Origin of the sequence: Kitasatospora sp. NPDC101447 (genome assembly GCF_044767225.1) — a bacterium.
In the GTDB taxonomy this organism is placed as follows: Bacteria; Actinomycetota; Actinomycetes; order Streptomycetales; family Streptomycetaceae; genus Kitasatospora.
In genome coordinates, this window is the sequence record NZ_JBIWNL010000001.1 from 471,379 (window position 1) to 493,086 (window position 21,708).

Here is a 21,708-nt window from a genome sequence, read left to right on the forward strand (position 1 = left end):
GACGCACCCCGCGCCGGGGCCCGCCCCTCGTGCGGGGGTGTCAGCCGTGGCGGTCCAGCCGGGCGCGGACGGCGTCGGCGTCCCGGTGCTGCAGGTCCTCCAGGATGGCGAGGCCCTGCCTCCAGGAGTGCACGGCCGACTCGCGGTCGCCGAGCGCGAGGTGGGTGTCGCCGATGTGCGTGTGGATCTCGGCCTGGAGGAAGTAGTCGCCGATCACCTGGCGCAGCCGCAGCGACTCCTGGTACGCGGGCAGCGCCTCGGGGTACTCGCCGACGCTGTGGTGGATGTAGCCGATGCTGTCCAGGATCGAGGACTGGGCGGGGAGGCTGCCGCACTCGCGGGCCAGGTACAGGGCGCGCCGACAGGAGGGCAGGGCCTCCCGGGGACTGCCGAGGAGCGTCAGGTACCAGCCGACGCTGTTGAGCGCGAGGGCCTGCCCGTGCAGGTCGTCGATCGACTCGAACACCCGCAGCGCCCGTCGGGACTCGGCCACCGCTTCGGCGTAGGCGTGCTCCTCGCCGTGGGTGATGGCGAGGTCGAGCTGGGTCTTGCCCTGCCGCGCGCGGTCCCCGAGCTCGGCGAACAGGTCGAGTGCCAGGCGCAGTTCGCGGTGCGCCCGGGGCTGGCGGCCCTGCGAGCGGTGCACCTGGCCGAGCCAGCGGTGCGCGTGCGCCCGGCGCGCGAGGTCCCCAGTGCGCTCGGCGGCGGCCAGGGCGGTCTCGCTGACCTGCTGCCACTGCTGCCACAGGCCCGACTTGAGCAGGTAGGACACCTGCGCCCCGGCGAGCTGCCAGGTGTGCCCGTCCAGCCCCGCGCGCTGCGCGCAGACGACGACGCCCTCCAGGACCTGCTGCTCCTCCCGGTACCAGTCCAGGGCGTGCGGGCGGTCGGTGAGGCTCTCCGGCGTCACCCCGGCGGACGGTTCCGCGAGGGCGAGCGGCGGCCAGGAGACGTCGTCGGCGTACGCGTGCAGTCCGGCGAGGTGGGCGGTGTGCAGGTAGTGGTCGACCATGCGCAGCGTCGCGTCGGCCCGTTCCCGCGGGGAGTCGTGGCGGACCGTCTGTTCGGCGGCGTAGGCGCGCAGCAGGTCGTGGAAGCTGTACCGCTCGCGGTCCGGTGTGGTGATTAGATGGGCGCGGTGGAGTTCGTCCAGGAGGCGGCGCGCCTCGGCCGGCGGCAGACCCGCGAGGCTCGCGGCCGCGGCCGCGCTGATGTGCGGGCCGGGGTGCAGGCCGAGCAGGCGGAACAGGCGGGCGGCCTGCGGGGCCAGGGCGTGGTAGGACCAGGAGAACACCGCCCGGACGTCGGCGTGGGCGTCGTCGACGGACAGCGCGTCCAGCCGGGCGCGGGTGTCGCGCAGTTCGTCCGACCACACGTCCAGCGGGGTGCCCGGGTGCTCGGCGGCGCGGGCGGCGGCGATGTTCAGGGCCAGCGGCAGCCGGGCGCACAGTTCGACCAGTTCCCCGGCCGCGTCCGGTCGGCCCAGCACGGTCTCGCTGCCCAGGCGCCGCGCCAGCAGTTCGAGCGCCTCGTCGCGGGAGAGCACGTCGAGGGCGAGCGGCACCGCGCCGTCGAGGGCGACCAGGGCGGGCATCCGGTTCCGGCTGGTGACCAGCACCAGACAGCCGGCCGATCCGGGCAGCAGCGGTCGCACCTGCTCCACCCCCCGGGCGTTGTCGAGCACGACCAGGGTCCGGGTGTCGGCCAACCGGCTGCGGTAGAGCGCGAGTTGCCCCTCCGGGTCGGCGGGGATCCGGGTGGCGGGCACGCCCAGCGCCGCCAGGAAGCCGCGCGCCACACCGGCTGCGTCGACCGACGGGCCGACGGGGTCGAAGCCCCGCAGGTCGGCGAAGAGCTGGCCGTCCGGGAAGCGGTCGGCCACCTGGTGGGCGAAGTGCACGGCCAGGGAGGTCTTGCCCACCCCGGCGGTGCCCGCGATCGCCGAGATCACGACCGCGCCGCAGTCGGGCACCCGATCGCCCAGCAGCGCGTGCAGTTCCTTGAGTTCGCGGGCCCGCCCCGTGAAGTGCCGGACGGCCGCCGGCAGCTGACGCGGCACCTCGGCCTCGGGGACGGTCCGGCCCGGGGCCGCCGGCCGGTCCTGCGCCGCCGATCGGTCCTGCATCGCCGATCGGTCCTGCGGCACCGACCGGTACTGCGCCGCCGCGTCGGGCCTCCCGGCCGCCGGCATCGAGCGCAACTCGTCACGGTCCCGGGCGATCTGCTGCCACCGCTCCCGCCACCGCGCCTGCTCCGCCGGGGCCGCGCCGCAGGCACGGACGAGGGCCAGGCAGACCTCCAGCCGCGGCAGTTCGCGCCGACGCGGGTTGAGCGCATCGGACAGGGTGCTGCGCGCGACCCCGCTGCGCCGCTGCAGTTCCTGCAGGGACGGCTGTCCCGCCCGTACCTTCAGCGCACGCAGCTCACGTATGTAGGCGGCCACGCTCCCGGCCGGTTCGTCCGCCTGCCGACGCGGCTGCACTTCCGTCATGCGATTCCCCCTGTGAGACCGGCCGCCCGCGCTGGGCAACCGGGTTCGTCCGGACTCGACCGAGAACATTGTGGTGCCCGTGCCGCGATCCGCAGACTTCTTTGCAGACGAAAAGTCCGCCGGCTCGGTGCCGGGGGCGAGGAGGGGGACACCATGCGGATCGTGCAGCGGCTCGCGACCGGCGGCAGGGCGGTCTCCTGACGCGGCGCGCCGAGCGGTGACCAGGATCCGCCAGGGAGCGGGCCACGGCGTCACCCGGGTTCCAGGAACCGTCGCGCGTACCCCGGTTCGAGGGGAGCGACGGATTCCGAGAGCCGGAAGGGACGGGGGTTCTTCCGGCTCGTGGGGTGCGACCCGGGCATCGCCGAGGCCCGTGCGGAGACCGGCACCGACGTCCCTCCCGGCACCCGACGGCGCAACGGCCGCGGCCGGTGGCAGGGACTGACGACGGGCGGCACCACCGACCCCACGCGGTGGTGCCGCCCGTCGTCGTACCCGTCGTGCCTTGTCGGCCCTTCCGGTGGAGGGCTCGCCCCGGGCGGACGGCACGCGGTAGCGTCGGCACCGAACTGATCTCACTCCCCGGAGGTTCCCGTGCCGCAGATCCTGGTCGACCACTCGGCCGAACTCGACTTCGACCGGACGGCCTTCGCCGACGAGGTCCACAAGGCGATCACCGAGGTCATCGACACCACCGTCGACCACTGCAAGACGCTCTTCCGCCCCGCCGCCCACCACCGCGTCGGCGACGGCACGACCGGGGAGGCCGCGGTCCTGGTCGAGGTCAAGATCCTGGCCGGCCGCACCACTGAGCAGCGCGCCGAACTGACGGACCGGATCCTCACGATCCTCCGCTCCCGGATCACCCGGCCCGCCGCCCTCGGCGTCCAGGTCACCGAGCTCGACCGCGACACCTACCGCTTCGTCCACCACCCCGGCGCGCACTGACCGCTGCGCACCTGCACCTGCACCCGCACCCGCACCCGCACCCGCGTCCTCGTCCGCGCCCGCGTCCGCGTCCGTCACCGTCGGTGCGGCGCCGTGCAGCGCCGCACCGACGGGCACGATTCCGTCGACCGCCGAACGGTGCCATGCTGGGGACATGACGGAAAGCAGCGCGGCCGTCCCGCTCCGTGAGCGGTCGGAAGTCGGCGGACGCCGACGGGAGTTGGCCGCGGCGACGGTGGGGTCGGTGGTCGAGTCCTTCGACTGGAACATCTACGCCGTGCTCGCGCCGTACTTCGCGGCGGACCTCTTCGGGCACGGCAAGCACGGGGTCGGCGGTGTGCTCGGCGCGTACGTCACCTTCGCGGTGGGGTTCGTGGCCCGGCCGGTCGGCTCGTACCTGATCGGGCGGCTCAGTGACTCCCGGGGGCGGCGTTCCGCGCTGAGCCTGGGCATGGCGGTGATCGCCGTGGCGAGCCTGGGCATCGCGGCGGTGCCGGGCCGGCACGCGATCGGGGTCTGGGCGGCGGTGCTGGCGGTGGTCGCACGGGTGGTGCAGGGGCTCGCCTTCGGCGGGGAGGCGCCGAGTGTGGCCGCGTACGTGACGGAGACGGCCCCGCCGCGGCACCGGTTCGCGTTCAGCTCGGTGTCGTACGGCGGTGTCATCCTCGGTTCGCTGCTCTCCTTCGGGGTGCTCACACTGCTGATCCACACCATCGGCAAGTCCGGGCTGGAGAACGGTGGTTGGCGCTGGGGATTCGTGGTCGCCGCGCTGCTCGGGCTGGCCGCCGTCTGGGTGCGGCGGCAGGCGCCGGAGAGCGCGGAGTTCCACCGGGCCCGGGCCAACGCCGCCGCCGGCGGCCGTCCGCCGTTCCTGCGGATGCTCCGTGAGCACCGGTGGGCGGCGCTCACCGTCTTCCTCAACACCCTGGGCGGGACGGTCGGTTACTACTTCGCCCTGGTCTACCTCCCGCAGTACGCCGCCGCGTACCACGTGATCGACAAGGAGTCGGCGGCCTCGTTCATGACCGTGGTGCTCGGTGTCGTGCTGGCCACCATGCTGCTCACCGGCGCCGCCGCCGACCGCTTCGGCCTGCTGCCGGTCGCCCGGATCGGGTTCGGCCTGCCGATCCCGCTGGTCGGGCTGCTGCTCGCCGGGCTGCGCGGGGGCTGGCTGCCGTTCCAGGTCGTCGCCGTGGTGCTGGGGATGCTGGTGGCGACGGTGCTCGGCACGCTCAACGTGTTCACCGGGCTGCTGTTCCCGACCGAGGTGCGGGCGGTCGGCCTCGGCGTGGTCAACGCGGCCACCATCGCCGCGTTCGGCGGCACCTTCCCGCTGCTCGCCGCGTGGCTGGGCGACCGGCACCTGCTCGGCGTGATCCCCTGGTACGTCACGGTGTGCACGATCGGCCCGGCCCTGGGGCTGCTGACGGCGATGAAGGTGCCCTCCTTCGCGGCCGCCGTCCGGGACACCGCGGCCGTGTCCCGCCGTTCACCGGCATCCACCTGACGGACGATCATCGCCTGTGGTTGAGTGGTCCGGACATACGCCGAACGGGGAGGGCGAGCGTGGGTACCGACAGGCCGGACACCAACGAACCGGACAGTGCAGCCGGGAGCAGCGGATTCGACAGCAGCGGATTCGGCGACGACGGATTCGACGACAGCGGATTCGGCGACAGCGGATTCGACACCGACGCTTCCGAGAGCTGGCTGACCGAGGCAGGGTTCGAGGACCCGCCGCAGGTCGACCTGCGCACCGACCGGGCGCACTCCGCCCGGGTCTACGACTACCTGCTCGGCGGCAAGACGAACTTCCCGGCGGACCGCGAGGTCGGCGACCGCGTCATGGCCGACCTCCCGGGCGCGCGCGAGGGGGCCACCGCCGCCCGGGCGGTGATGCACCGGATGGTGCGCCGGCTCGCCGAGGTGCACGGCATCCGCCAGTTCCTGGACGTCGGCACCGGCATCCCGACCGCGCCCAACCTGCACGAGATCGTCCAGTCGGTCGATCCGTCCTCCCGCGTGGTGTACGTGGACAACGACCCGATCGTGCTCGCCCACTCGCGCGCGCTGCTCACCAGTACCCCCGAGGGCCGCACCGCCTACGTGCAGGGCGATCTGCGCGATCCGGAGAAGTTCCTCGCCGACCCGGCGGTGGCCGGCACCCTGGACCTGAACGAGCCGGTGGCGCTGACGCTGATCAACATCGTGCACTTCCTCACCGACGAGGCCGCGCACCCGCCCGTCCGCAAGCTCCTGGACGCCCTGCCCGCCGGCAGTTTCCTCGCGCTGACCGCGGGCACCGGCGACACCGCGCCCGACCGCGCCGAGATCGGCGCCCGCCGCTACGCGGAGGCCGGGATCGAGGTCCACATGCGGCCGCGGGAGGGCGTCGAGCGCTTCTTCGCGGGCCTCGAACTGGACGATCCCGGTGTGGTGCTGATCAACCGTTGGCACCCGGAGCTGGGCGGCGAAGCGCCGTCCCCGGGGCTGGCCGACGAGCAGGTCCCGGTGTACGGGGGAGTGGGCCGCAAGGTCTGACCGCCCAGGGGTTCGGCCCCGTCGAGGTGCGGCCCGTCGAGGTCCGGCCGGGCGAGGTCCGCTCCGGCGAGATCCGGCCCCCGCACGGCCGGCCACCGCCGATATTCCGTCAGTTCGACGACCGTCAAACGGGAGCTTGCCGAAACGATCGACCTTACGTGCACATGTCATTAAAGTGACTGCCTGTCGAACCCCCACTCGGCAAGCGGAGTCCCCATGACCATTGCACGCAGGTCCATCCTCAAAGGCACCTCGGCGGCCGGAGCCGCCCTCGTGGCAGCAGGCACGACGGCGGCCGCGCAACCCGCGGCCGCCCAACCGGCCGATGACGCCCCCACCAGCCCGCTCCTGCAGTCCACCCCGCACCGCAGCGGCGCAGCCGGCGTCATCGGCCTGCACCTGCAGTTCGGCAACGACCCCGGTGCGGAGATGACCGTCTCCTGGCTCACCCCGCAGTCCGTCCGCCGCCCGCAGGTCCGCTACGGCACGCCCGACGGCGGCCTCGGCCGGGTCGTCCAGGCCGAGACCCGGACCTACCGGGACTCGATCGACAAGGTCGAGGTGTACGTCCACCACGCGCGCCTCACCGGCCTGCGCCCGGGCACCACCTACCTGTACAGCGCCGGCCACGACGGGGCCAATCCCGAGACCGGCACCTTCACCACCGCCCCGCGCGGCCGGGCGCCCTTCACCTTCACCAGCTTCGGCGACCAGGCCGCACCCAACCTCCGGCGCCTGGTCACGTTCCCCGACGGCATGCCCTCGCCGCTCGGCAAGTACCCGGTGTTCATGAGCAGCCAGGTGGGCACCGCGGCCTCCGCGGACATCGTCGCCGCCGTCGAACGCATCGGGCCGCTGTTCAACCTGATCAACGGCGACCTCTGCTACTCCTCCTACGCCGGCCGCCACGGCCAGAGCCGCACCGCGACCTGGGCCGACTGGTTCATCAGCAACAGCCGCTCCACCCGGCTGCGCCCCTGGATGCCCTGCGTCGGCAACCACGAGAACGAGGGCGGCAACGGCCCGATCGGCGCGCTCGGCTACCAGGCCTACTTCTCCCTCCCCGACTCCACGGCCTCCTCCGACGAGGAGACCCGGGGCATGTGGTACGCCTTCACCGTGGGCTCGGTGCGCTTCATCAGCCTCGCCAACGACGACGTGGCCATCCAGAACTCCGGCGACATCTATCTGCGCGGCTACTCCGGCGGTGCCCAACAGCGCTGGTTGGAGCGAGAGTTGCGGGCGGCGCGGAGCAACCGGTCGATCGACTGGATCGTGGTGTGCATGCACCACCCGATGATCTCCAGCTCGATGCACGGCGCCGGCAGCGACCTCGGCATCCGCGAGACCTGGGGCAAGCTGTTCGACGCCTACGGGGTCGACCTGGTGGTGTGCGGCCACGAGCACTACTACGAGCGCTCCCACCCCGTCCGCGGCACCCTGCCCAACGACACCCGCACCCCGGTGCCGACCGACACCCGCACGGACATGATCGACACCGGGCGGGGAACCGTCCACATGATCATCGGCGCCGGCGGCAACGCGGCCACCACCCAGGACGACCTCTTCGAGCAGCCCAAGGGCCGGGTGGTCATCGGCCTGGAGGACCCCAAGCCGGGCGCGCCGTACCGGGAATCGGTCTGGCTCACCGAGGACGCGCCGTGGGCCGCCGTCCAGGACCGCGAACACGCCCACGGCTTCGCGGCCTTCGAGGTCGACCCCGGTGACCGGCGCGGCGGCACCACCACCATGAAGGTCACCTACTACACCTTCGACGGGCCGCACGGCGACCTCACGCCGGTGGACACCTTCACGCTGTACCGGCGCCGGACGGACGGTCGCGACGGCTGAGACCGGGGCTGGGGCAGGGCCAGGGGCGGGGACGCACCCGCCCCCGGCCCTGCCCCCGGACCCCTCCCTCAGCGGCGGAAGATGCCGGTCAGCACGTCCCACCAGCTGCGCCGCTGAGCGGGGAGGGCGGGGGCCGCGGCCCCCGCCCTCCCCGCGCCCTGCGCCGCCCGCTCCGCCTCGGCCGCCAGCTGCGCCAGCTCGGCCCGCTCAGCCGCCGCCCGCTCGGCCTCGGCGACCGACTCCGGGTCCGGCTCGATGTCGCGCGGGGTGAACTCCACCGGCAGCGCCGTCAGATGGCGGGAGATCCAGGCCGAGGTCCAGGTCAGGTCCTCCTCCTCGACGGCGAGCCGGAGGTCCGGGAGCAGGGTGAGCAGGATGTCGATGCCGGCCTCGGCGACGTGCCGTCCGATGTCCTGGCCGGGGCACTCGTGCGGCCCCGCGCCGAAGGACAGGTGCGAGCGGTTGCCGTACAGCGGGGTGGCCAGGTCCGGGCGGACCACCGGGTCGACGTTCCCGGCGGCGAGCCCGAGCAGCAGCAGGTCCCCGGCCTTGATCTGCTGCCCGCCCAGCTCGGTGTCGGCGGTGGCCCAGCGGCCGGCCACCAGGGACATCGGCGGGGAGTCCCACAGCACCTGGTCCAGCGCCTCGCCCAGGGTCATCTGGCCGCCGGAGAGGTGGGCGCGGAAGCGCGGGTCGGTGAGGACCATCTTCAGCGAGTCGGCGATCAGGTTGACGGTGGTCTCGTTGGCGGCGAGCAGCACCACCCGCAGGTGCTCCATCACCTCGTCCTCGGTCAGCCCGGCCGGGTGCTCCAGCAGACGGCTGGTCAGGTCGTCGCCGGGGGCCTCGCGCTTGATCGCGATGGTCCGGCGCAGACCGGCCACCACGTACTCGTTGCTGGCGATGGCCGTCTCGGTGCCCTTCATCAGGTCCCGTGCGGCGTCGACCAGTTGCGGCCCGTACTCGTCGGGCATGCCGAGCAGCTTGGTCATCACCAGCATCGGCAGGTGCTCGGCGAACTGGGTGATCAGCTCGGCCCGGCCGGTCGGCCCGACGACCTGGACCAGGTCGGTGGTGAACCGCCGTACGTGGCGGCGGATGCCGCGCCGGTCGAAGCGGTTCAGGCCGTCCAGGACGGCGCCGCGCAGCCGGCGGTGCTCCTCGCCGTCCGCGAACACGCAGATCGGCTGCCAGGCGATCACCGGCAGCAGCGGGGAGTCCATCGGGAGCTCGCCGGAGCGCATCGCCGTCCACAGGCGCGAGTCGCGGGAGAAGAGCGACGGGGTGCGCATCGCGGTGATGTTGGCGCCGTGGCTGAGGACCAGCCAGGCCCGGTGGTCGCCGTGCAGCAGCACCGGGGCGACCTCGCCGTACTCGGCGCGCAGCTTCTCGTAGAGGCCGGCCGGGTCGGCCTCGGCCTCCGGTCCGTAGAGGCGCCGCAGGCCGCCGGGGCCGATCGGGCCGGGCGTCCCGATCGGGCCGGGGGCCCCGGGGGAGGCGGTGGGTCCGGAGGGGCCGGTCGTCGCGGCCGGGGCGGCGGCGCGGTCGTGCGCCGGGCAGCCGGGCGGCGGGGTGGGGACGGCGTCGTCGGGGAGCGGGGTGGTCACAGGATCTCCGGTCACGGGGGTCGGTCGGGGCGGCGTCAGCGGACGGGCGGCGCGGCCAGCTCGTACAGGTAGTGCATCAGCGTCATCAGGGTGTCCCGGCTGGACTGGCGGCTGCGCGCGTCACAGGCGACGATCGGCACCTCGGTCGGCAGGTCGAGCGCCCCGCGCAGCTCCTCCAGGGGGAAGCTCGGTGCCTCGGGGAAGCCGTTGACGGCCACCACGAAGGGCACGCCGCGCTCCTCCAGCCGTCCGATCACCTCGAAGCTGACCTCCAGCCGGCGGGTGTCCACCAGGACCACCGCGCCCAGGGCGCCCTCGAACAGGCCGTTCCAGAGGAACCAGAACCGCTCCTGTCCGGGGGTGCCGAAGACGTACAGCACGAGCCGGTCGCTGATGCTGATCCGGCCGAAGTCCATGGCCACGGTGGTGGAGGTCTTGGCCTCGACCCCGGTGGGGTCGTCCACGCCGACCCCGGCCTGCGTCATGGTCTCCTCGGTGGTCAGCGGGCGGATCTCGCTGACGGAGCCGACCAGCGTCGTCTTGCCGACGCCGAAGCCGCCCACGATCACCACCTTGACCGCCGTGCTGACGCTGTCCGGCAGCAGGTCCGCGCCGGCCGGCCCCACCACCGTGTCAGAGCCGCTGAAGTCCATGGATCACCGCCTCCAACAGGGCCCGGTCGGGAAGTTCCGCCGCCGGTACGGCGGCGCGGGCCTCGATCAGTTCGTCGTCGAGCAGGTCCGCCAGCAGGACGATGACCACGCTCGTGGGCAGCTCCAGGTAGGCGGAGACCTCCGCCACCGAGAGCGGGGAGCGGCACAGCCGCAGGATGGCCGCGTGCTCGGGCTGCAGGGCGGGCGTCGGCTCCCCGCGGGAGACGATCAGGGTGACCAGGTCGAAGACGCCCGGCCCGGACGGACCGCTGCGGCCGCGGGTGATCACGTACAGGCGGTCGGGCTCGGGGCCGTCCCAGCCGCCCTGGTCTGCCGTCATGCAAGCGCCTCACTGTGCTCGTTCATGCGGCCGTCCCGCCGCCGGGCCGGTCCGGGGTCCGGTTCACGCGACCACCTCGGGGTTGCGCGGCGGCGTGGACAGGTGCTCGCCGATCCGGGCCACCAGGTCGCGCATCTGGTGGCTCACCAGCCCGGCGTCCACGCCCTCGTCGGCGAGCACCGCGAGGTAGGCGCGGTCGCCGGCGGCCATCAGGTAGAAGTAGCCGCCGTCGACCTCGATCACCACCAGCCGCATCGAGCCGTCGCCGTGCGGGAACTCGTGCCCGACGGCGGCGGCCAGGCTCTGCAGCCCGGCGCAGGCGGCGGCGAGGCGGTCGGCGGTGTCCGGGTCGGCGCCGTACTGGGCGATCCGCAGCCCGTCGGCGGACAGCACGATGATGTGGCGTACGTACGGGACACTGTCCGCGAGGTCGTTGAGGATCCAGTCCATGTTGCTCCGGTGCGGAATCACTGCCAATCGCCCTTCCCTGCAGTCTCTTCACTGGTGTGTCCGGTCGGACCGGTGGCCGGGCCGTCGCCGTCGGGGGCCGTCCCGGTGCCCTTGTAGCCGTCCATGAACGCCTCCAGCCACAGGCCCGGCTGCTTCGGCTCCTTGGCCGGGCGGGGCGCCCGGGCCGCCGGTCCCGCCATCGGTCCCGAGGTCGGCCCGGCCGGCTGGGCGGCGGTGCGCGCGGGTCCGGCGGGGCCGGTCCGCGGCATCGGCCGGTGGCGGCGGCGCTGCGGGAGCCCGTTGGCCGTCCGCTCGGTCACGATCACCTCGTCGTCCCCGGCGGGCGCCGCCGCGGTGGACGGTGACCCCCACGGGTTGGTCGAGCCGTAGGACGGGCCGACGCCGGCCGAGGTGGTCGGGGCGCCCCAGGGCCGGGCCGGAGCCGCGTGCCGGGGCGGGTTCGCCGGGAGCGGGCGCGGGCCGGAGAAGGCGCCGATGCCGTGCGCCCGCCCGGTCGGGGGAGCGGTGGTGAGCAGCTCCTGCGGCACGACCAGCACCGCGCGCACCCCGCCGTACGCGGAGCGGCGCAGCGACACCTGGAAGCCGTACGCCTGGCAGAGCCGGCCGACGATGGCGAAGCCCAGCCGGGGGGACTCGGTGAGGTCGTCGAAGTCCTTGGAGACCATGGCCTCGCGCATCGCCTGCTCGGCGCGGGCGCGGGCCTCGTCGGTGAGGCCGAGGCCGCCGTCCTCGATCTCGATCGCCATCCCGCTCTGCACCTCGGACGCGCTCAGGTGCACGTGGGTGTGCGGCGGGGAGTAGCGGGTGGCGTTGTCGAGCAGCTCGGCGACGGCGTGGATCAGCGGTTCGACGGCCGGTCCGGTGACCGAGATCTGGGCCACCGGGTGCAGGTCCACCCGCTGGTACTCCAGGATCCGGGACATGCCGCCGCGCAGCACGCTGTAGAGCGCGATGGGCCGGGTCCACTGGCGGCCGGGGCGGGCGCCGGACAGGACGGCGATGCTGTCGGCGAGGCGGCCGGTCAGCGCGTTGCCGTGGTCCAGGCGCAGCAGGTCGTCGAAGACGGCCGGGTCGTTGCCGTGCCGGTCCTCCATCTCCCGGAGGTCCTTGGCCTGCCGGTGGATGATCGCCTGGACCCGGCGGGCGATGTTGACGAAGGCGCGCTCGGCGGAGTCGCGCCGGCTGACCTCGTCGTCGACGGCGACGGCGATGCCGTGCGCCACGGACACCAGGGACTTGCGGAACCGCGGCGAGACGGACGCGTCGCCCTGCTCGACCGGCTTCAGCAGGATGTCCATCGAGTACCCGTACCGGGACCCGGAGACGACCCGGCGCAGCTCGACCTCGGCCAGCCGCGCGAGCTCGTTCTCCTGCCCGGCCAGCCGGCGTTGCAGGTCCTCCGCCTGTCGGGCGCTGCGGTCCCTCAGCTCGGTCAACGCACGCCCCCGGCGGGCCGATTCGGCGGCCACCACGGCCACCAGCACGGTGCCCGTCGCCCCGCACCACAGCACCCCGGCCCGGGCCCCGGCGCCCACCACCGCCGCGGCGGCCGCGACGGCGGCCGCCATCACGGCCGTCGGCAGCAGCCAGCCGAGCAGGGGTGCGGGTCGCCGTCTGGCGGGTGACGATCCAGGTCGAAGCATTCAGCATCCTCAAACGATCGGAACAGTACGGGGACGGACGGCGACCGGCTCCGGAGGCGTGGTGCTGCAGCATAGCCAAGTTCAGGACAATCCTGACCAAGACTCAAAAATACTGTCCCTCAACCGACTTGTGGCAACTTGCCGGACATGCCCGACATCTCGCACACCAGTCCCACACCCGGCGGATCGCCGCCCCGCACCAGGCTTCTCGCCCTGCCGCCCGCGCACCGGCAACCCGGCCCGGATTCGCCCATGTGAAGGGTTTCCGGCCCAAGTCCCCGCGCGGCGAACCGAGTTCGTGCTACAGGATGCCGATGTCGGTCAATGTCACGCCAGTTGATCACCCGGACGAGGGGGTCATCGGCGGTGTGGTGCGCTCCGGCGCGGCCCGGAGCTGTTCGATGCCGTCGTCGAAGCGCGGATTCGTCTGCGTGTCGAGTGCCTCGCCTCCTAGGGTCATCGCATGACCGACCACGGACACCGAAGCCCGGATCCGCTGGGCCAGACCCTGTGCCACCTCATGGGCCACGGGGTCTGGACGGGCATGCTGGAGGACGCGTTCGAGCGCCGGCACCCGATCGGCGCCACCCTGCTGCGGCAGGGCGAGCCGGGCACCCATGTCCTCGCCCTGCTGGCCGGGGTCGCCAAGGTCTGCCGCCGGGAGCGCAACGGCGACGTCCGGCTGCTGGCGTTCCGCGGCCCCGGCGAACTGCTCGGCGAGGTGGCGGTGTTGGACGACGGCGCCCGCTCGGCGAGCGTGCACGCCAGATGCCTCGCGGCCAAGCCCGTCTGCCGGTTCCTGCGCACCCGCGGCCTGCTCATCGACGACCCCGACCTGCACCGCGACCGCGACCTGGTCTGGATCGACAGGGTGCTGGCCGCGCTGCCGCAACGTGTCGCCGAGGAGGTCCGGGCGTGGGCGGACGTGCTGCGCACCCAGGGCCCGCGGGAGGACGAGCCTCGCAGCTGGGAGAGCATCCGCAGCTACCTGACCCACCTGCGGCCGGCCCTGACCGCCTGGGCGCAGGCCGGGATGACCAGCCTTCGGGAAGCCACCGCCGACCACCTCCAGGACGCGCTGGACGACCTGGACGGAGCCGCCCGGCGCCAGCTCACCATCGCGTTGCGCAGCCTGTTCAAGGCGCTCAAGCGCGAGCGCCTGGTCTTCCGCGACCTGGCACGCCACCTTCCCGTGGGAGATCTGACGGGCATTCCGCGGCCGGTCCCCTCCGACGTGCCGGCCGGCCTGCTCGACCACGCCACCACCGCGTTCGCGCGGCTCGCCATCGCACTGGCCGCTGTCCACGCCGTCCTGGCCTCCGAGATCCGCACCGCGCTCGCCGCCGATCTGAACCTCTCCCGCGGCACCCTCGTACTGCGCCGCGGCATGCGGCGGCACACCCTCTACCTGGAGGCGTTCACCCACCGCCTGGCCGCCGACTGGCTCACCTACCGCCACCGGCGTTGGCCCACCAGCGTCAACCCCCACCTGCTGGTCATCCAGAAGACGGCCCTCGACCCGGACCACCCAGCTGTAGGCCGGATCACCATGCAGCTGAACCTGGTCCTGCCCAAGGGGCACACCCTCGACAAGCTCCGCCAGGACCGCATCCTCGACGAGGCGTTCGCCACCGGCGACCCGCTCAAGCTCATGCGGCTCTTCGGTATCACCGAAGACACCGCCATGCGCTACGTCACCACCGCCCACCCGGAACGCACCACCAAGCTGCCCCGGTAGCCTCACCGCCACCACCTGCTCGGCCGGCGCGCCGACTCAGCCGGCGGTGTCGGGGCTGGCGCGGGTCGCCCGCCGCCACCCGTCAGTGATGTGGGCCCCATCCCGTGGCCGGCGAGGCGACGCTGAAGGCGCTGGCCGCGGAGGCCGCGGCGAACGAGGCCCGCTACCGGGCGCGGGTGCGCACGGTGCTGCGCTCGTCGTACTCGGGGCACTGGCGGCGGATGCTCTCCCCGCTGCTCGGGGCGCTGGAGCTGAAGTGCAACAACACCGCCTACCGGCCGGTGATGGACGCGATCGACCTGCTGAAGCGGTAAGCAGACTCGGTAGAGCTTGAGATCGCAGGCCCGCGAGCGGCCGGTCGATCAGCGGGGCAGGATGCGCATTACTGCCTCGCGTTCGCCGCTGAGCCGCAGGCCTTGCTGTACTGCGGCGCTCAGATCGAGGTCGCCGAGCAGAGTCGCAGCCAGCAGGTGCGGCGGTCCGGTCAGTGACGCGGTGGGGTGGTCGACCCGGCCGGCGTGTGTGTGCACCGAGCCGTCCTTGACTTCGATGACCAGGTCCTCGCTGCCGTCGGCGTGCAGTTGCAGGGCGATTGCCGGCTGGTCGGGGCGGTGGTCGGTCAGTGCCCGGGCGGGCACGTCCAGCCAGTGGGTGCGGAAGGTCTCGTTGCCGCCCGGCTCACGCAACAGCGGCACGCCCCACCGGCTCAGCTCCTGCAGCACCGGCTCCAGCGCGCGGCCACGCTCGGTGAGGGAGAACAGGGTGCTGGCCACCGGCGGCGGGGCGGCCTCGCGGTGGATCAGGCCGGCTTCCTCGAGTTCGCGGAGCCGGTCGACCAGCAGGTTGCTGGCGATCCCGGGCAGCCCGTTGCGCAGGTCGGTGTGCCGGCAAGGACCCAGGGCGAGCAGTTCACGGACGATCAGCAGGGTCCATCGGTCGCCGATGGTGTCCAGTGCTTTCGCGATGCCGCAGTACTGCCCGTAGGTGCGCATGCCACCATTCTACATCGTGGTGTTGAGATTCAAAACTCTCTTGTTGACTTTCTCAACAAGGTCGGTCTAGCGTCGCTGCCCATGACCTCCACCCTTTCCGTGCGTCGGCTGGCCTGGGCCGGCGTCGAGATCCGTCTCGGCGACACCCGCCTGCTGATCGACCCGCTTGAGAACGTCGCTCCGCTGGCGCCGGTGATGGGGCCGCCGCACCGGCCGGTCGACCCGGTCGATACCCCGCCCGGCACCCACGCCCTCATCACCCACCTGCACCCCGACCACTACGACCACGACCTGATCGCCCGGATCGCGGCCACCGGCACGATCGGCTGCCACACCCCGAGCGCGGCGGCGCTGCACGAGGTGGGCATCACCCCCGTCGCCCAGGACCTGGGCCAGTCACGCCGCATCGGAGAGCTGACCGTCACCCCGGTGACCTCGCTGGACTGGCGCGGCAACGACTGTGACCAGGTCGCCTGGGTCGTCGAAGGCGCCGGCCGGCGGGTCATCCACTGCGGCGACACCCAGTGGCACGGCAGCTGGTGGCAGATCGCCCGCGACCACGGCCCGTTCGACGTCGCGTTCGTCCCGGTCAACGGCGTCATCGCCCACTTCGAGGGCTACGCGGCCAACGTCCCGGCGACCATGACCCCCGAGCAGGGCGTCGAGGCCGCCGTCGCACTCGGCGCCGGCACCGTCTGCGCCATGCACTACGGCCTGTTCCACAACCCGCCGTTCTACACCGAACAACCCGACATCGAGCAGCGCTTCCAGCATGCCGCCGACGAGCGCGGCATCACCGCGGCCATCATCGCCGACGGCCAGCCCGTCCTCTGACCATCAGAAACAAGGAGCAACACATGAAGATCGTCCTGTTCGGTGCCAGCGGCAACATCGGCCGGCCCACCACCGAGGAACTACTGCGTCGCGGCCACACCGTCACCGCGGTCACCCGAGCCGGCCACATCGACGGACTCAAGCACAAGGCCCTGACCGTGACCACCGGTGACGTCACGGACGCCGCCGCGGTCGCCGGCCTCGCCGCCTCCCACGACGCCGTACTGTCGGCCGTCGGCCCCCGGATCGGCCAGGAGAACGACCGCGCCACGATCCTCGGTGCCGCCCGTGCGCTGATCGACGGACTCCGCCGAGCCGGTGTCACCCGCCTGGTCACCATCGGCGGTGCCGGTAGCCTACGCACGCCGACCGGCGCCCGGGTCATGGACGACCCGGACTTCCCCGCGCTGTGGAAGGCCAACGCCGAGGCCCAGTCCGAAGCGCTCGACCTCTACCGCGGCGTGCACGACCTCGACTGGACGTACGTGTCGCCCGCCGCAGTCATCGGAGCGGGCGAGCGGACCGGGGCCTACCGCAGCGCCGGGGACACCCTGCTCACCGACGACGACGGCAACAGCCGCATCTCGTACGCCGACTACGCGATCGCCTTGGCCGACACGATCGAGAGCGGCACCGCGATCCGCCGCCGCATCACCGTGGCGTACTGAGCCATGAGCAACGACGCCGCCGGCCGGCAAACCCGATTCATCGTCCTGCTCGCAGCGCTCGTGGCCCTGGGACCACTGTCCATCGACGGCTACCTGCCCGGACTGCCGGACCTCGCCGGCGACCTGCGCGCCAGCGCCGCGGCCACCCAGCTCACCATCACCGCCTGCCTGGCCGGGCTGGCCATCGGGCAGCTGATCGCCGGGCCGCTGAGCGACACCTACGGCCGGCGGCGTCCGTTGCTGGCGGGCCTCGCCCTCTACACGATCGCCAGCGCGCTCTGCGCGGTGGCGCCCGACGTCCGGACCTTCGTCGGCCTACGCCTGGTCCAGGGCATCGGCGGGGCGTTCGGCATCGTCATCGCCAACGCCATGGTCCGCGACCGCACCTCCGGAACCCGCACCGCACGTCTCTTCTCCGCACTGACCTTGATCACCGGCCTGGCGCCGGTGTTCGCGCCGGTCCTCGGCGGCCAGCTACTGCGCGTCACGGCCTGGCCGGGGATCTTCGTGGGCCTGGCCGTACTCGGCGCCGTGATGCTGGCGGCCTCCGCCGCAGGACTGCCGGAGACCCGGTCCTCCGCGGCACGCCAGCCGCTGCCGGCTGTCGTCGGGCAGCTGCTCAGCGACCGGGTCTTCACCGGGTACGTCCTGGCCAACGGCCTGGTCTTCGCGGCGATGTTCGCCTACATCTCCGGCTCGCCGTTCGTCCTGCAGGAAATCCACGGCCTGTCACCGCAGCAGTACAGCGCCGTGTTCGCCGTCAACGCCGCCGGACTCATTGCGGCCGCGCAGATCAGCGGCCGGCTGGTGGCCCGGGCCGGCGCCCGCGTGCTGCTGCTCGCCGGTCTGCTGGGCGCGACAGCCGGTGGCACCACGGTCCTGGGCGCCGTGCTGACACGGGCACCCCTGCCCGCGCTCCTGATCGGCCTGTTCGTCCTGGTCTCCAGCGTGGGCCTCGTCATGCCGAACGCCGCGGCCCAGGCCCTGGCCGACCACGGCGGACACGCCGGGTCGGCCGCCGCTCTGCTCGGCTTCAGCCAGTTCATGATCGGCGGGGCACTTGCTCCGCTGGCCGGCGCGGGTGGCGCCACCGACGCCTTGCCGATGGGAATCATCGTCGCCGTGCTGCCGGCGCTCGCTCTGCTCACACTCGGCGTCCTCACCCGGTCGGTGCCCGGTGAGCGCACTCGCAGGCCGGCTCGCCAAGGACCTGCCGGGCACCGGCGACCGCGCCGGCACATCGATCGCAGACGCGGCAAGGTCCACTAGCAGCTGAAGGGTCGGTGGCCCAACCGTCGCGAACCGCGCCTGCCTGGCACACCCTCCGCCAGGCCGAAGTTTGACGCGCGGTGGATAGAACACCACCGGCATTCGGACTGACACTACTCAAGAACGGTGTCGTCTGCGCTGAAGATCAGATGTCGTTCAACGGAAACGAGCCCCCAGGACCCTCAACAACTCCTTCAAAAAACCCGCCTCTTCAAGAACCTCGCAACACCCTTTGATGAGGAAATCCCGGGACAATCGGGCCGCAAGGCATGACCGAACGTCACCTCAGTTACAGAGCGCTACTTGTCACTTCGCCGTAGCTTCGGGAGGACAGGGCCTGGACGCAGGGCACGGCGTCCAGCCAGGGCACGGTCTTGCGGTCGGTGAACCAGCACACTTCGATCCCGTCCGCCCGGTAGCGGGCGGTGCGCGCCTCGATGCCGGTGATGGCGATGGCTGCCATCTGGGCTTCCAGGGCGGCGCTTGCCGTCCGGGGAGGTGGCCAGCACGTCCGCTCGCCAGGAGCCGTCGGGTGAGGGGACCTCGGACTCGGCGTTCCAGCCGGCCGCGCGGGCGTGGTGGGCCAGGTCGAGCTTGAGGAGGTGGTGCTGCATGCCCTCGCCGGCGGCCTTGGCCTCGCAGTGGGGCGCGTTGTTGGCGTGGCACAGGAACCATAGTTCGTAGGCTCCGTGGGTGCGGTGGACCAGGTGCAGCCGCCACTCGCACTCGTAGCAGGTCAGCGGCGAGGGCGTTTTGGTCTTGTAGATGCTCTCGCGGTCCTGGCCGCAGCCCAGGTCGGCCTGGGTGACGTCGACGCGGCCCCACTGGCCGTGGACTCCGACGAAGACCATCGTGTTTCCTTCCTTGTCGAAGGGGCCGGTGAGGTGCCGCTGCTACAGCCGCCCGGAGGGTCAGACCGGCCGTAGCGGCGGACGCTCTTCCTGCCGTGCCGGGCCGTGGCCTCCGCCAGGTGCGGCACGCATGTGCTGGCACTGACGGGCATTGGCGGTGAAGGCGGCGCTGGTGGTCCGGGAGTAGGACTCGCAGCCGCGCATCGCGCGGACCAGCATGCGGGTGGCGTAACCGCGGCGCTGCCAGCCGTCGGTGACCCGGATCTTCGCAACGAGTCCGAGTTCGCACTGCTGGCAGATCTTCCAGGTCAGGCGCGCGAAGTCGTAGCCAGTGGCGTCGACGACGCGGATCTGCTGCCAACCGCTGTCGCTGATTGACGGCAGGTAGAGCCAGCGCTCCTGCTGAGGTTCCGGAGCGCGGTCTGGGACGGCAACGTCGACTTCGTCGCGTCGGCCGGTGAACGCCGCGCGCAGGCGCGACACCAGGTCTGCCACGCTCCGCATCGTCCCATCCGGACAGCCCTGGTGGGGGCGGATCCTCAACTATCGACTGGGCGAGTATCGAACCCGTATGCGTGTCTGGATCGATCCGCAGATCACGGGCGGGTTCCGCCGTATCCATGTCCAGGATTTCGCGAACCCGCGCGCTTCCGTGCGGGCCGACACCAAGGCGGCGGTGTTCCTGGCGTTCACGGGCGCGGTGCTCGCGACCTTCATCCCCTTGGACACCGGCGGCACCGCTCCCGGGGGCCGGCTGCTGCGGTGGACCGCCGTGGCGAGCGCGCTGCTGGCCGTCGCCTGCTTCGTCTCCGCGCTCGTGCCGCGTCACCGCAAGGGGCGTGGCGGAGACCTGCCCGGCCCGGGGTACTTCGAGCACATCGCCCCGGGCGCGGGCCCGGACCGTCTGCGCCGCGCGTTCGCGCGGGCCGGGCGCGACCCGGCCAGCCCGCTGCTCGCCGCGCTGGCCGGGACCAGCGCGATCATCCGGGCGAAGTACCGCTGGATCGAGGCGGGGACCGTCCTGCTCCTCCTGGCGCTTCCCCAGTTCGCACTGACCCTCCGGCCGTTGTAGAGCGGAGGCCCCGGCCGCACCACGGCCGGGGCCGCGGCGGCCCGCCGAGGCAACAACTGTTGCGTTCCGTGGCAACAGTCATTGACGGACCGCGGCAGCGATCCCTACAGTGCGGTCCCATGGAGACGGACGATCTTGGTCGGCGGGTGGCGGCGGACGTGGCCGGTGGGGGCGGGGTGGCGGGGTTGCGGCGGCTGTCGGGGGTGATCGAGGCGTTGGAGGAGCGGCGGACCGAGCTGGTGGAGGAGTTGCGGCGCGGGCAGGAGGCGACCTGGGAGGAGATCGGGCGGGCCTGCGGGATGACCCGGCAGGGGGCGACGCGGCGGTGGGCGGGACGGCTGCGGGCGCGCTCGTTCGGCGTCGCGGCGGCCGCGTACCAGGCCGGGCGGCCGGGGTACCCGCAGGCGCTGATCGGATCGGCGGTGCCCCGGGAGGCCCGGCGGGTGCTCGACCTGGGCGCCGGCACCGGCAAGGCGACCCGGCTGCTGGTGGAGGCGGGCCTGGACGTGGTGGCGGTCGAGCCGGACGCGGGCATGCGGGCGCAGCTGGCCGCGGCGGTGCCGAAGGCGGCCGTGCGCGCCGGCTCGGCGGAGCGCATCCCGCTGCCGGACGGGAGCGTGGACGCCGTCGTGGTGGCACAGGCCTGGCACTGGTTCGACCCGGCGGCCGCCGTCCCGGAGATCGCCCGGGTGCTCGCCCCCGGCGGGACGCTCGCCCTGGTGTGGAACGTCCGGGACGAGTCCGAGCCCTGGGCCGCCGAACTCGGGGCGCTGATGCACCGTCCGGCCCGGCAGCGGATCGACACCCGGCCCGTCCTCCCGGCGCCGTTCGGGCCGCCCGAGCGGCTGGAGATCGGCTGGGAGCACGAGACCACGCCGGCCGGGATCGTCGAGATGGTCGCCTCGCGCAGCTACGTCATCGCGCTGCCGGAGGCCGAACGCGCCCGCCTGCTGGCCGACGTCGGGCACCTGCTCGCCACCCACCCGGACCTGGCGGGCCGGGACGTCATCCGGCTTCCGTACCTGACGAGGTGCACCCGTGTCCGCCTCGGCTGAGCCCGTCGCCGGGAGCGCCCCGGCGACCGTCGCCATCCGCCGCCTGGGGCGCGCGGACGCCGAACCGTACCGGGCGTTCCGGCTCACCGCGTTGCGCGAGACGCCGAGCGCTTTCACCTCCGGCTACGCCGAGGAGTGCGCCAGACCGATGGCCGCGACGCTCCGGCGCCTGGCCGAGGCCGAGGACGGGCCGGGCGCGCTGCTCGGGGCCTTCGACGCCGACGGCACCCTGGTCGGCACCGCCGGGCTCACGGTGGCGCGGCGGAGCCGGGAGCGGCACAAGGGCACGCTGTACGGCATGGCGGTGGCCCGCGGCGCGGCCGGGCGGGGGACCGGGCGGGCCCTGGTGCGCGAGGTGCTGCGGACCGCCGCCGCGGACCCGTGGCTGCAGCAGGTGCTGCTGACCGTCTCGGAGGGCAACGAGGCGGCCCTGCGGCTCTACACCGCCTGCGGGTTCGAGGTGTGGGGGCGGGAGCCGAGGGCCGTCCTGGTGGACGGGCGGGCCGTCGCCAAGCTGCACATGGTCCGGCTGCTGGACACCGGGCCGACGGACGAGCGCGGCCGGCTCTGAGCCCGGGACGGGGCCCGGCCCGGGCGATTGTCGGTGCGAGGGCATAGTTTGGGGTCGTCGGAGGGCCTGAGCCGCCCCCGCGCTTCCATCTCCGTTGCCCGAAAGGGGTCTTC

Annotated in this window: 21 protein-coding genes; 12 read left to right on the forward strand and 9 right to left on the reverse strand. The window is 73.0% G+C overall.

Going from position 1 to position 21,708, the window contains the following annotated elements; genetic code table 11:
- Positions 1-40 precede the first annotated feature (40 nt).
- Positions 41-2,491, reverse strand: a complete 2,451-nt coding sequence (locus ACIRST_RS02025; RefSeq protein WP_350522752.1) for a tetratricopeptide repeat protein — start codon at positions 2,489-2,491, stop codon at positions 41-43.
- A 594-nt stretch (positions 2,492-3,085) separates the two neighbouring features.
- Here ACIRST_RS02025 and ACIRST_RS02030 point away from each other — a divergent pair.
- The 4 genes from ACIRST_RS02030 to ACIRST_RS02045 all read left to right on the forward strand — a co-directional run bounded on the left by ACIRST_RS02030 (position 3,086) and on the right by ACIRST_RS02045 (position 7,831).
- Positions 3,086-3,439: an isomerase gene (locus ACIRST_RS02030; RefSeq protein WP_350522751.1), complete on the forward strand. Its 354-nt coding sequence runs from the start codon at positions 3,086-3,088 to the stop codon at positions 3,437-3,439.
- 154 nt (positions 3,440-3,593) lie between these two features.
- Positions 3,594-4,946 carry an MFS transporter gene (locus tag ACIRST_RS02035; protein WP_350522750.1) on the forward strand — a complete coding sequence of 451 codons (1,353 nt, stop codon included), beginning with the start codon at positions 3,594-3,596 and terminating at the stop codon, positions 4,944-4,946.
- 203 nt (positions 4,947-5,149) lie between these two features.
- Positions 5,150-5,980, forward strand: coding sequence for an SAM-dependent methyltransferase (locus ACIRST_RS02040; protein ID WP_402799379.1), 831 nt, complete (start codon positions 5,150-5,152; stop codon positions 5,978-5,980).
- 216 nt (positions 5,981-6,196) lie between these two features.
- A complete protein-coding gene (locus ACIRST_RS02045) occupies positions 6,197-7,831 on the forward strand; it encodes a metallophosphoesterase family protein (protein ID WP_350522748.1) in 1,635 nt (544 codons plus the stop codon).
- Positions 7,832-7,899: 68 nt separating this feature from the next.
- On the opposite strand, the gene ACIRST_RS02050 is transcribed toward ACIRST_RS02045, so the two are convergent.
- The 5 genes from ACIRST_RS02050 to ACIRST_RS02070 all read right to left on the reverse strand — a co-directional run bounded on the left by ACIRST_RS02050 (position 7,900) and on the right by ACIRST_RS02070 (position 12,545).
- Positions 7,900-9,438, reverse strand: coding sequence for a cytochrome P450 (locus ACIRST_RS02050; protein ID WP_402799191.1), 1,539 nt, complete (start codon positions 9,436-9,438; stop codon positions 7,900-7,902).
- 35 nt (positions 9,439-9,473) lie between these two features.
- Positions 9,474-10,091 (reverse strand): ATP/GTP-binding protein, encoded by a 618-nt coding sequence (locus ACIRST_RS02055; protein ID WP_350523175.1) that lies wholly within the window; start codon positions 10,089-10,091, stop codon positions 9,474-9,476.
- The gene (locus ACIRST_RS02060; RefSeq protein ID WP_350523174.1) at positions 10,072-10,431 is read right to left on the reverse strand and encodes a DUF742 domain-containing protein; all 360 of its coding nucleotides are present in this window, start codon (positions 10,429-10,431) and stop codon (positions 10,072-10,074) included. Before ACIRST_RS02060 ends, ACIRST_RS02055 begins: the two co-directional genes overlap by 20 nt.
- 63 nt (positions 10,432-10,494) lie before the next feature.
- Positions 10,495-10,881 carry a roadblock/LC7 domain-containing protein gene (locus tag ACIRST_RS02065; protein ID WP_396545994.1) on the reverse strand — a complete coding sequence of 129 codons (387 nt, stop codon included), beginning with the start codon at positions 10,879-10,881 and terminating at the stop codon, positions 10,495-10,497.
- A 17-nt stretch (positions 10,882-10,898) separates the two neighbouring features.
- A complete protein-coding gene (locus ACIRST_RS02070) occupies positions 10,899-12,545 on the reverse strand; it encodes an ATP-binding protein (protein WP_402799195.1) in 1,647 nt (548 codons plus the stop codon).
- 463 nt (positions 12,546-13,008) lie between these two features.
- On the opposite strand from ACIRST_RS02070, the gene ACIRST_RS02075 reads away from it, so the two are divergent.
- Together ACIRST_RS02075 and ACIRST_RS02080 are read left to right on the forward strand one after the other, a co-directional pair.
- Positions 13,009-14,283: a cyclic nucleotide-binding domain-containing protein gene (locus ACIRST_RS02075; protein ID WP_402799198.1), complete on the forward strand. Its 1,275-nt coding sequence runs from the start codon at positions 13,009-13,011 to the stop codon at positions 14,281-14,283.
- 104 nt (positions 14,284-14,387) lie between these two features.
- Positions 14,388-14,597, forward strand: coding sequence for a hypothetical protein (locus ACIRST_RS02080; RefSeq protein ID WP_396545850.1), 210 nt, complete (start codon positions 14,388-14,390; stop codon positions 14,595-14,597).
- Positions 14,598-14,645: 48 nt separating this feature from the next.
- On the opposite strand, the gene ACIRST_RS02085 is transcribed toward ACIRST_RS02080, so the two are convergent.
- Positions 14,646-15,275, reverse strand: a complete 630-nt coding sequence (locus ACIRST_RS02085; RefSeq protein WP_350523169.1) for a helix-turn-helix domain-containing protein — start codon at positions 15,273-15,275, stop codon at positions 14,646-14,648.
- Between the two features lie 81 nt (positions 15,276-15,356).
- Here ACIRST_RS02085 and ACIRST_RS02090 point away from each other — a divergent pair, with 81 nt between their 5' ends.
- The 3 genes from ACIRST_RS02090 to ACIRST_RS02100 are packed head-to-tail and all read left to right on the forward strand — an operon-like array spanning position 15,357 to position 18,046.
- A complete protein-coding gene (locus ACIRST_RS02090) occupies positions 15,357-16,109 on the forward strand; it encodes an MBL fold metallo-hydrolase (RefSeq protein WP_350523168.1) in 753 nt (250 codons plus the stop codon).
- Positions 16,110-16,132: 23 nt separating this feature from the next.
- On the forward strand, positions 16,133-16,777 hold the full coding sequence (locus ACIRST_RS02095) for an NAD(P)H-binding protein (RefSeq protein ID WP_350523167.1): 645 nt from the start codon (positions 16,133-16,135) through the stop codon (positions 16,775-16,777).
- A 3-nt stretch (positions 16,778-16,780) separates the two neighbouring features.
- Positions 16,781-18,046 (forward strand): multidrug effflux MFS transporter, encoded by a 1,266-nt coding sequence (locus ACIRST_RS02100; RefSeq protein ID WP_402799204.1) that lies wholly within the window; start codon positions 16,781-16,783, stop codon positions 18,044-18,046.
- A 289-nt stretch (positions 18,047-18,335) separates the two neighbouring features.
- On the opposite strand, the gene ACIRST_RS02105 is transcribed toward ACIRST_RS02100, so the two are convergent.
- Both ACIRST_RS02105 and ACIRST_RS02110 read right to left on the reverse strand, forming a co-directional pair.
- Positions 18,336-18,509: a hypothetical protein gene (locus ACIRST_RS02105; protein ID WP_350523165.1), complete on the reverse strand. Its 174-nt coding sequence runs from the start codon at positions 18,507-18,509 to the stop codon at positions 18,336-18,338.
- Positions 18,510-18,957: 448 nt separating this feature from the next.
- Positions 18,958-19,392, reverse strand: a complete 435-nt coding sequence (locus ACIRST_RS02110) for a hypothetical protein (protein WP_402799206.1) — start codon at positions 19,390-19,392, stop codon at positions 18,958-18,960.
- A 76-nt stretch (positions 19,393-19,468) separates the two neighbouring features.
- On the opposite strand from ACIRST_RS02110, the gene ACIRST_RS02115 reads away from it, so the two are divergent.
- From ACIRST_RS02115 to ACIRST_RS02125, 3 genes are all read left to right on the forward strand, one after another.
- Complete coding sequence (locus ACIRST_RS02115; protein ID WP_402799209.1) at positions 19,469-19,969, forward strand: Pycsar system effector family protein; 501 nt, start codon at positions 19,469-19,471, stop codon at positions 19,967-19,969.
- 119 nt (positions 19,970-20,088) lie between these two features.
- Positions 20,089-21,024, forward strand: a complete 936-nt coding sequence (locus ACIRST_RS02120; RefSeq protein ID WP_402799212.1) for a class I SAM-dependent methyltransferase — start codon at positions 20,089-20,091, stop codon at positions 21,022-21,024.
- Positions 21,008-21,595, forward strand: a complete 588-nt coding sequence (locus ACIRST_RS02125; protein ID WP_350523161.1) for a GNAT family N-acetyltransferase — start codon at positions 21,008-21,010, stop codon at positions 21,593-21,595. The genes ACIRST_RS02120 and ACIRST_RS02125 overlap by 17 nt, the downstream gene beginning before the upstream one ends.
- The last annotated feature ends 113 nt before the right edge of the window (positions 21,596-21,708 follow it).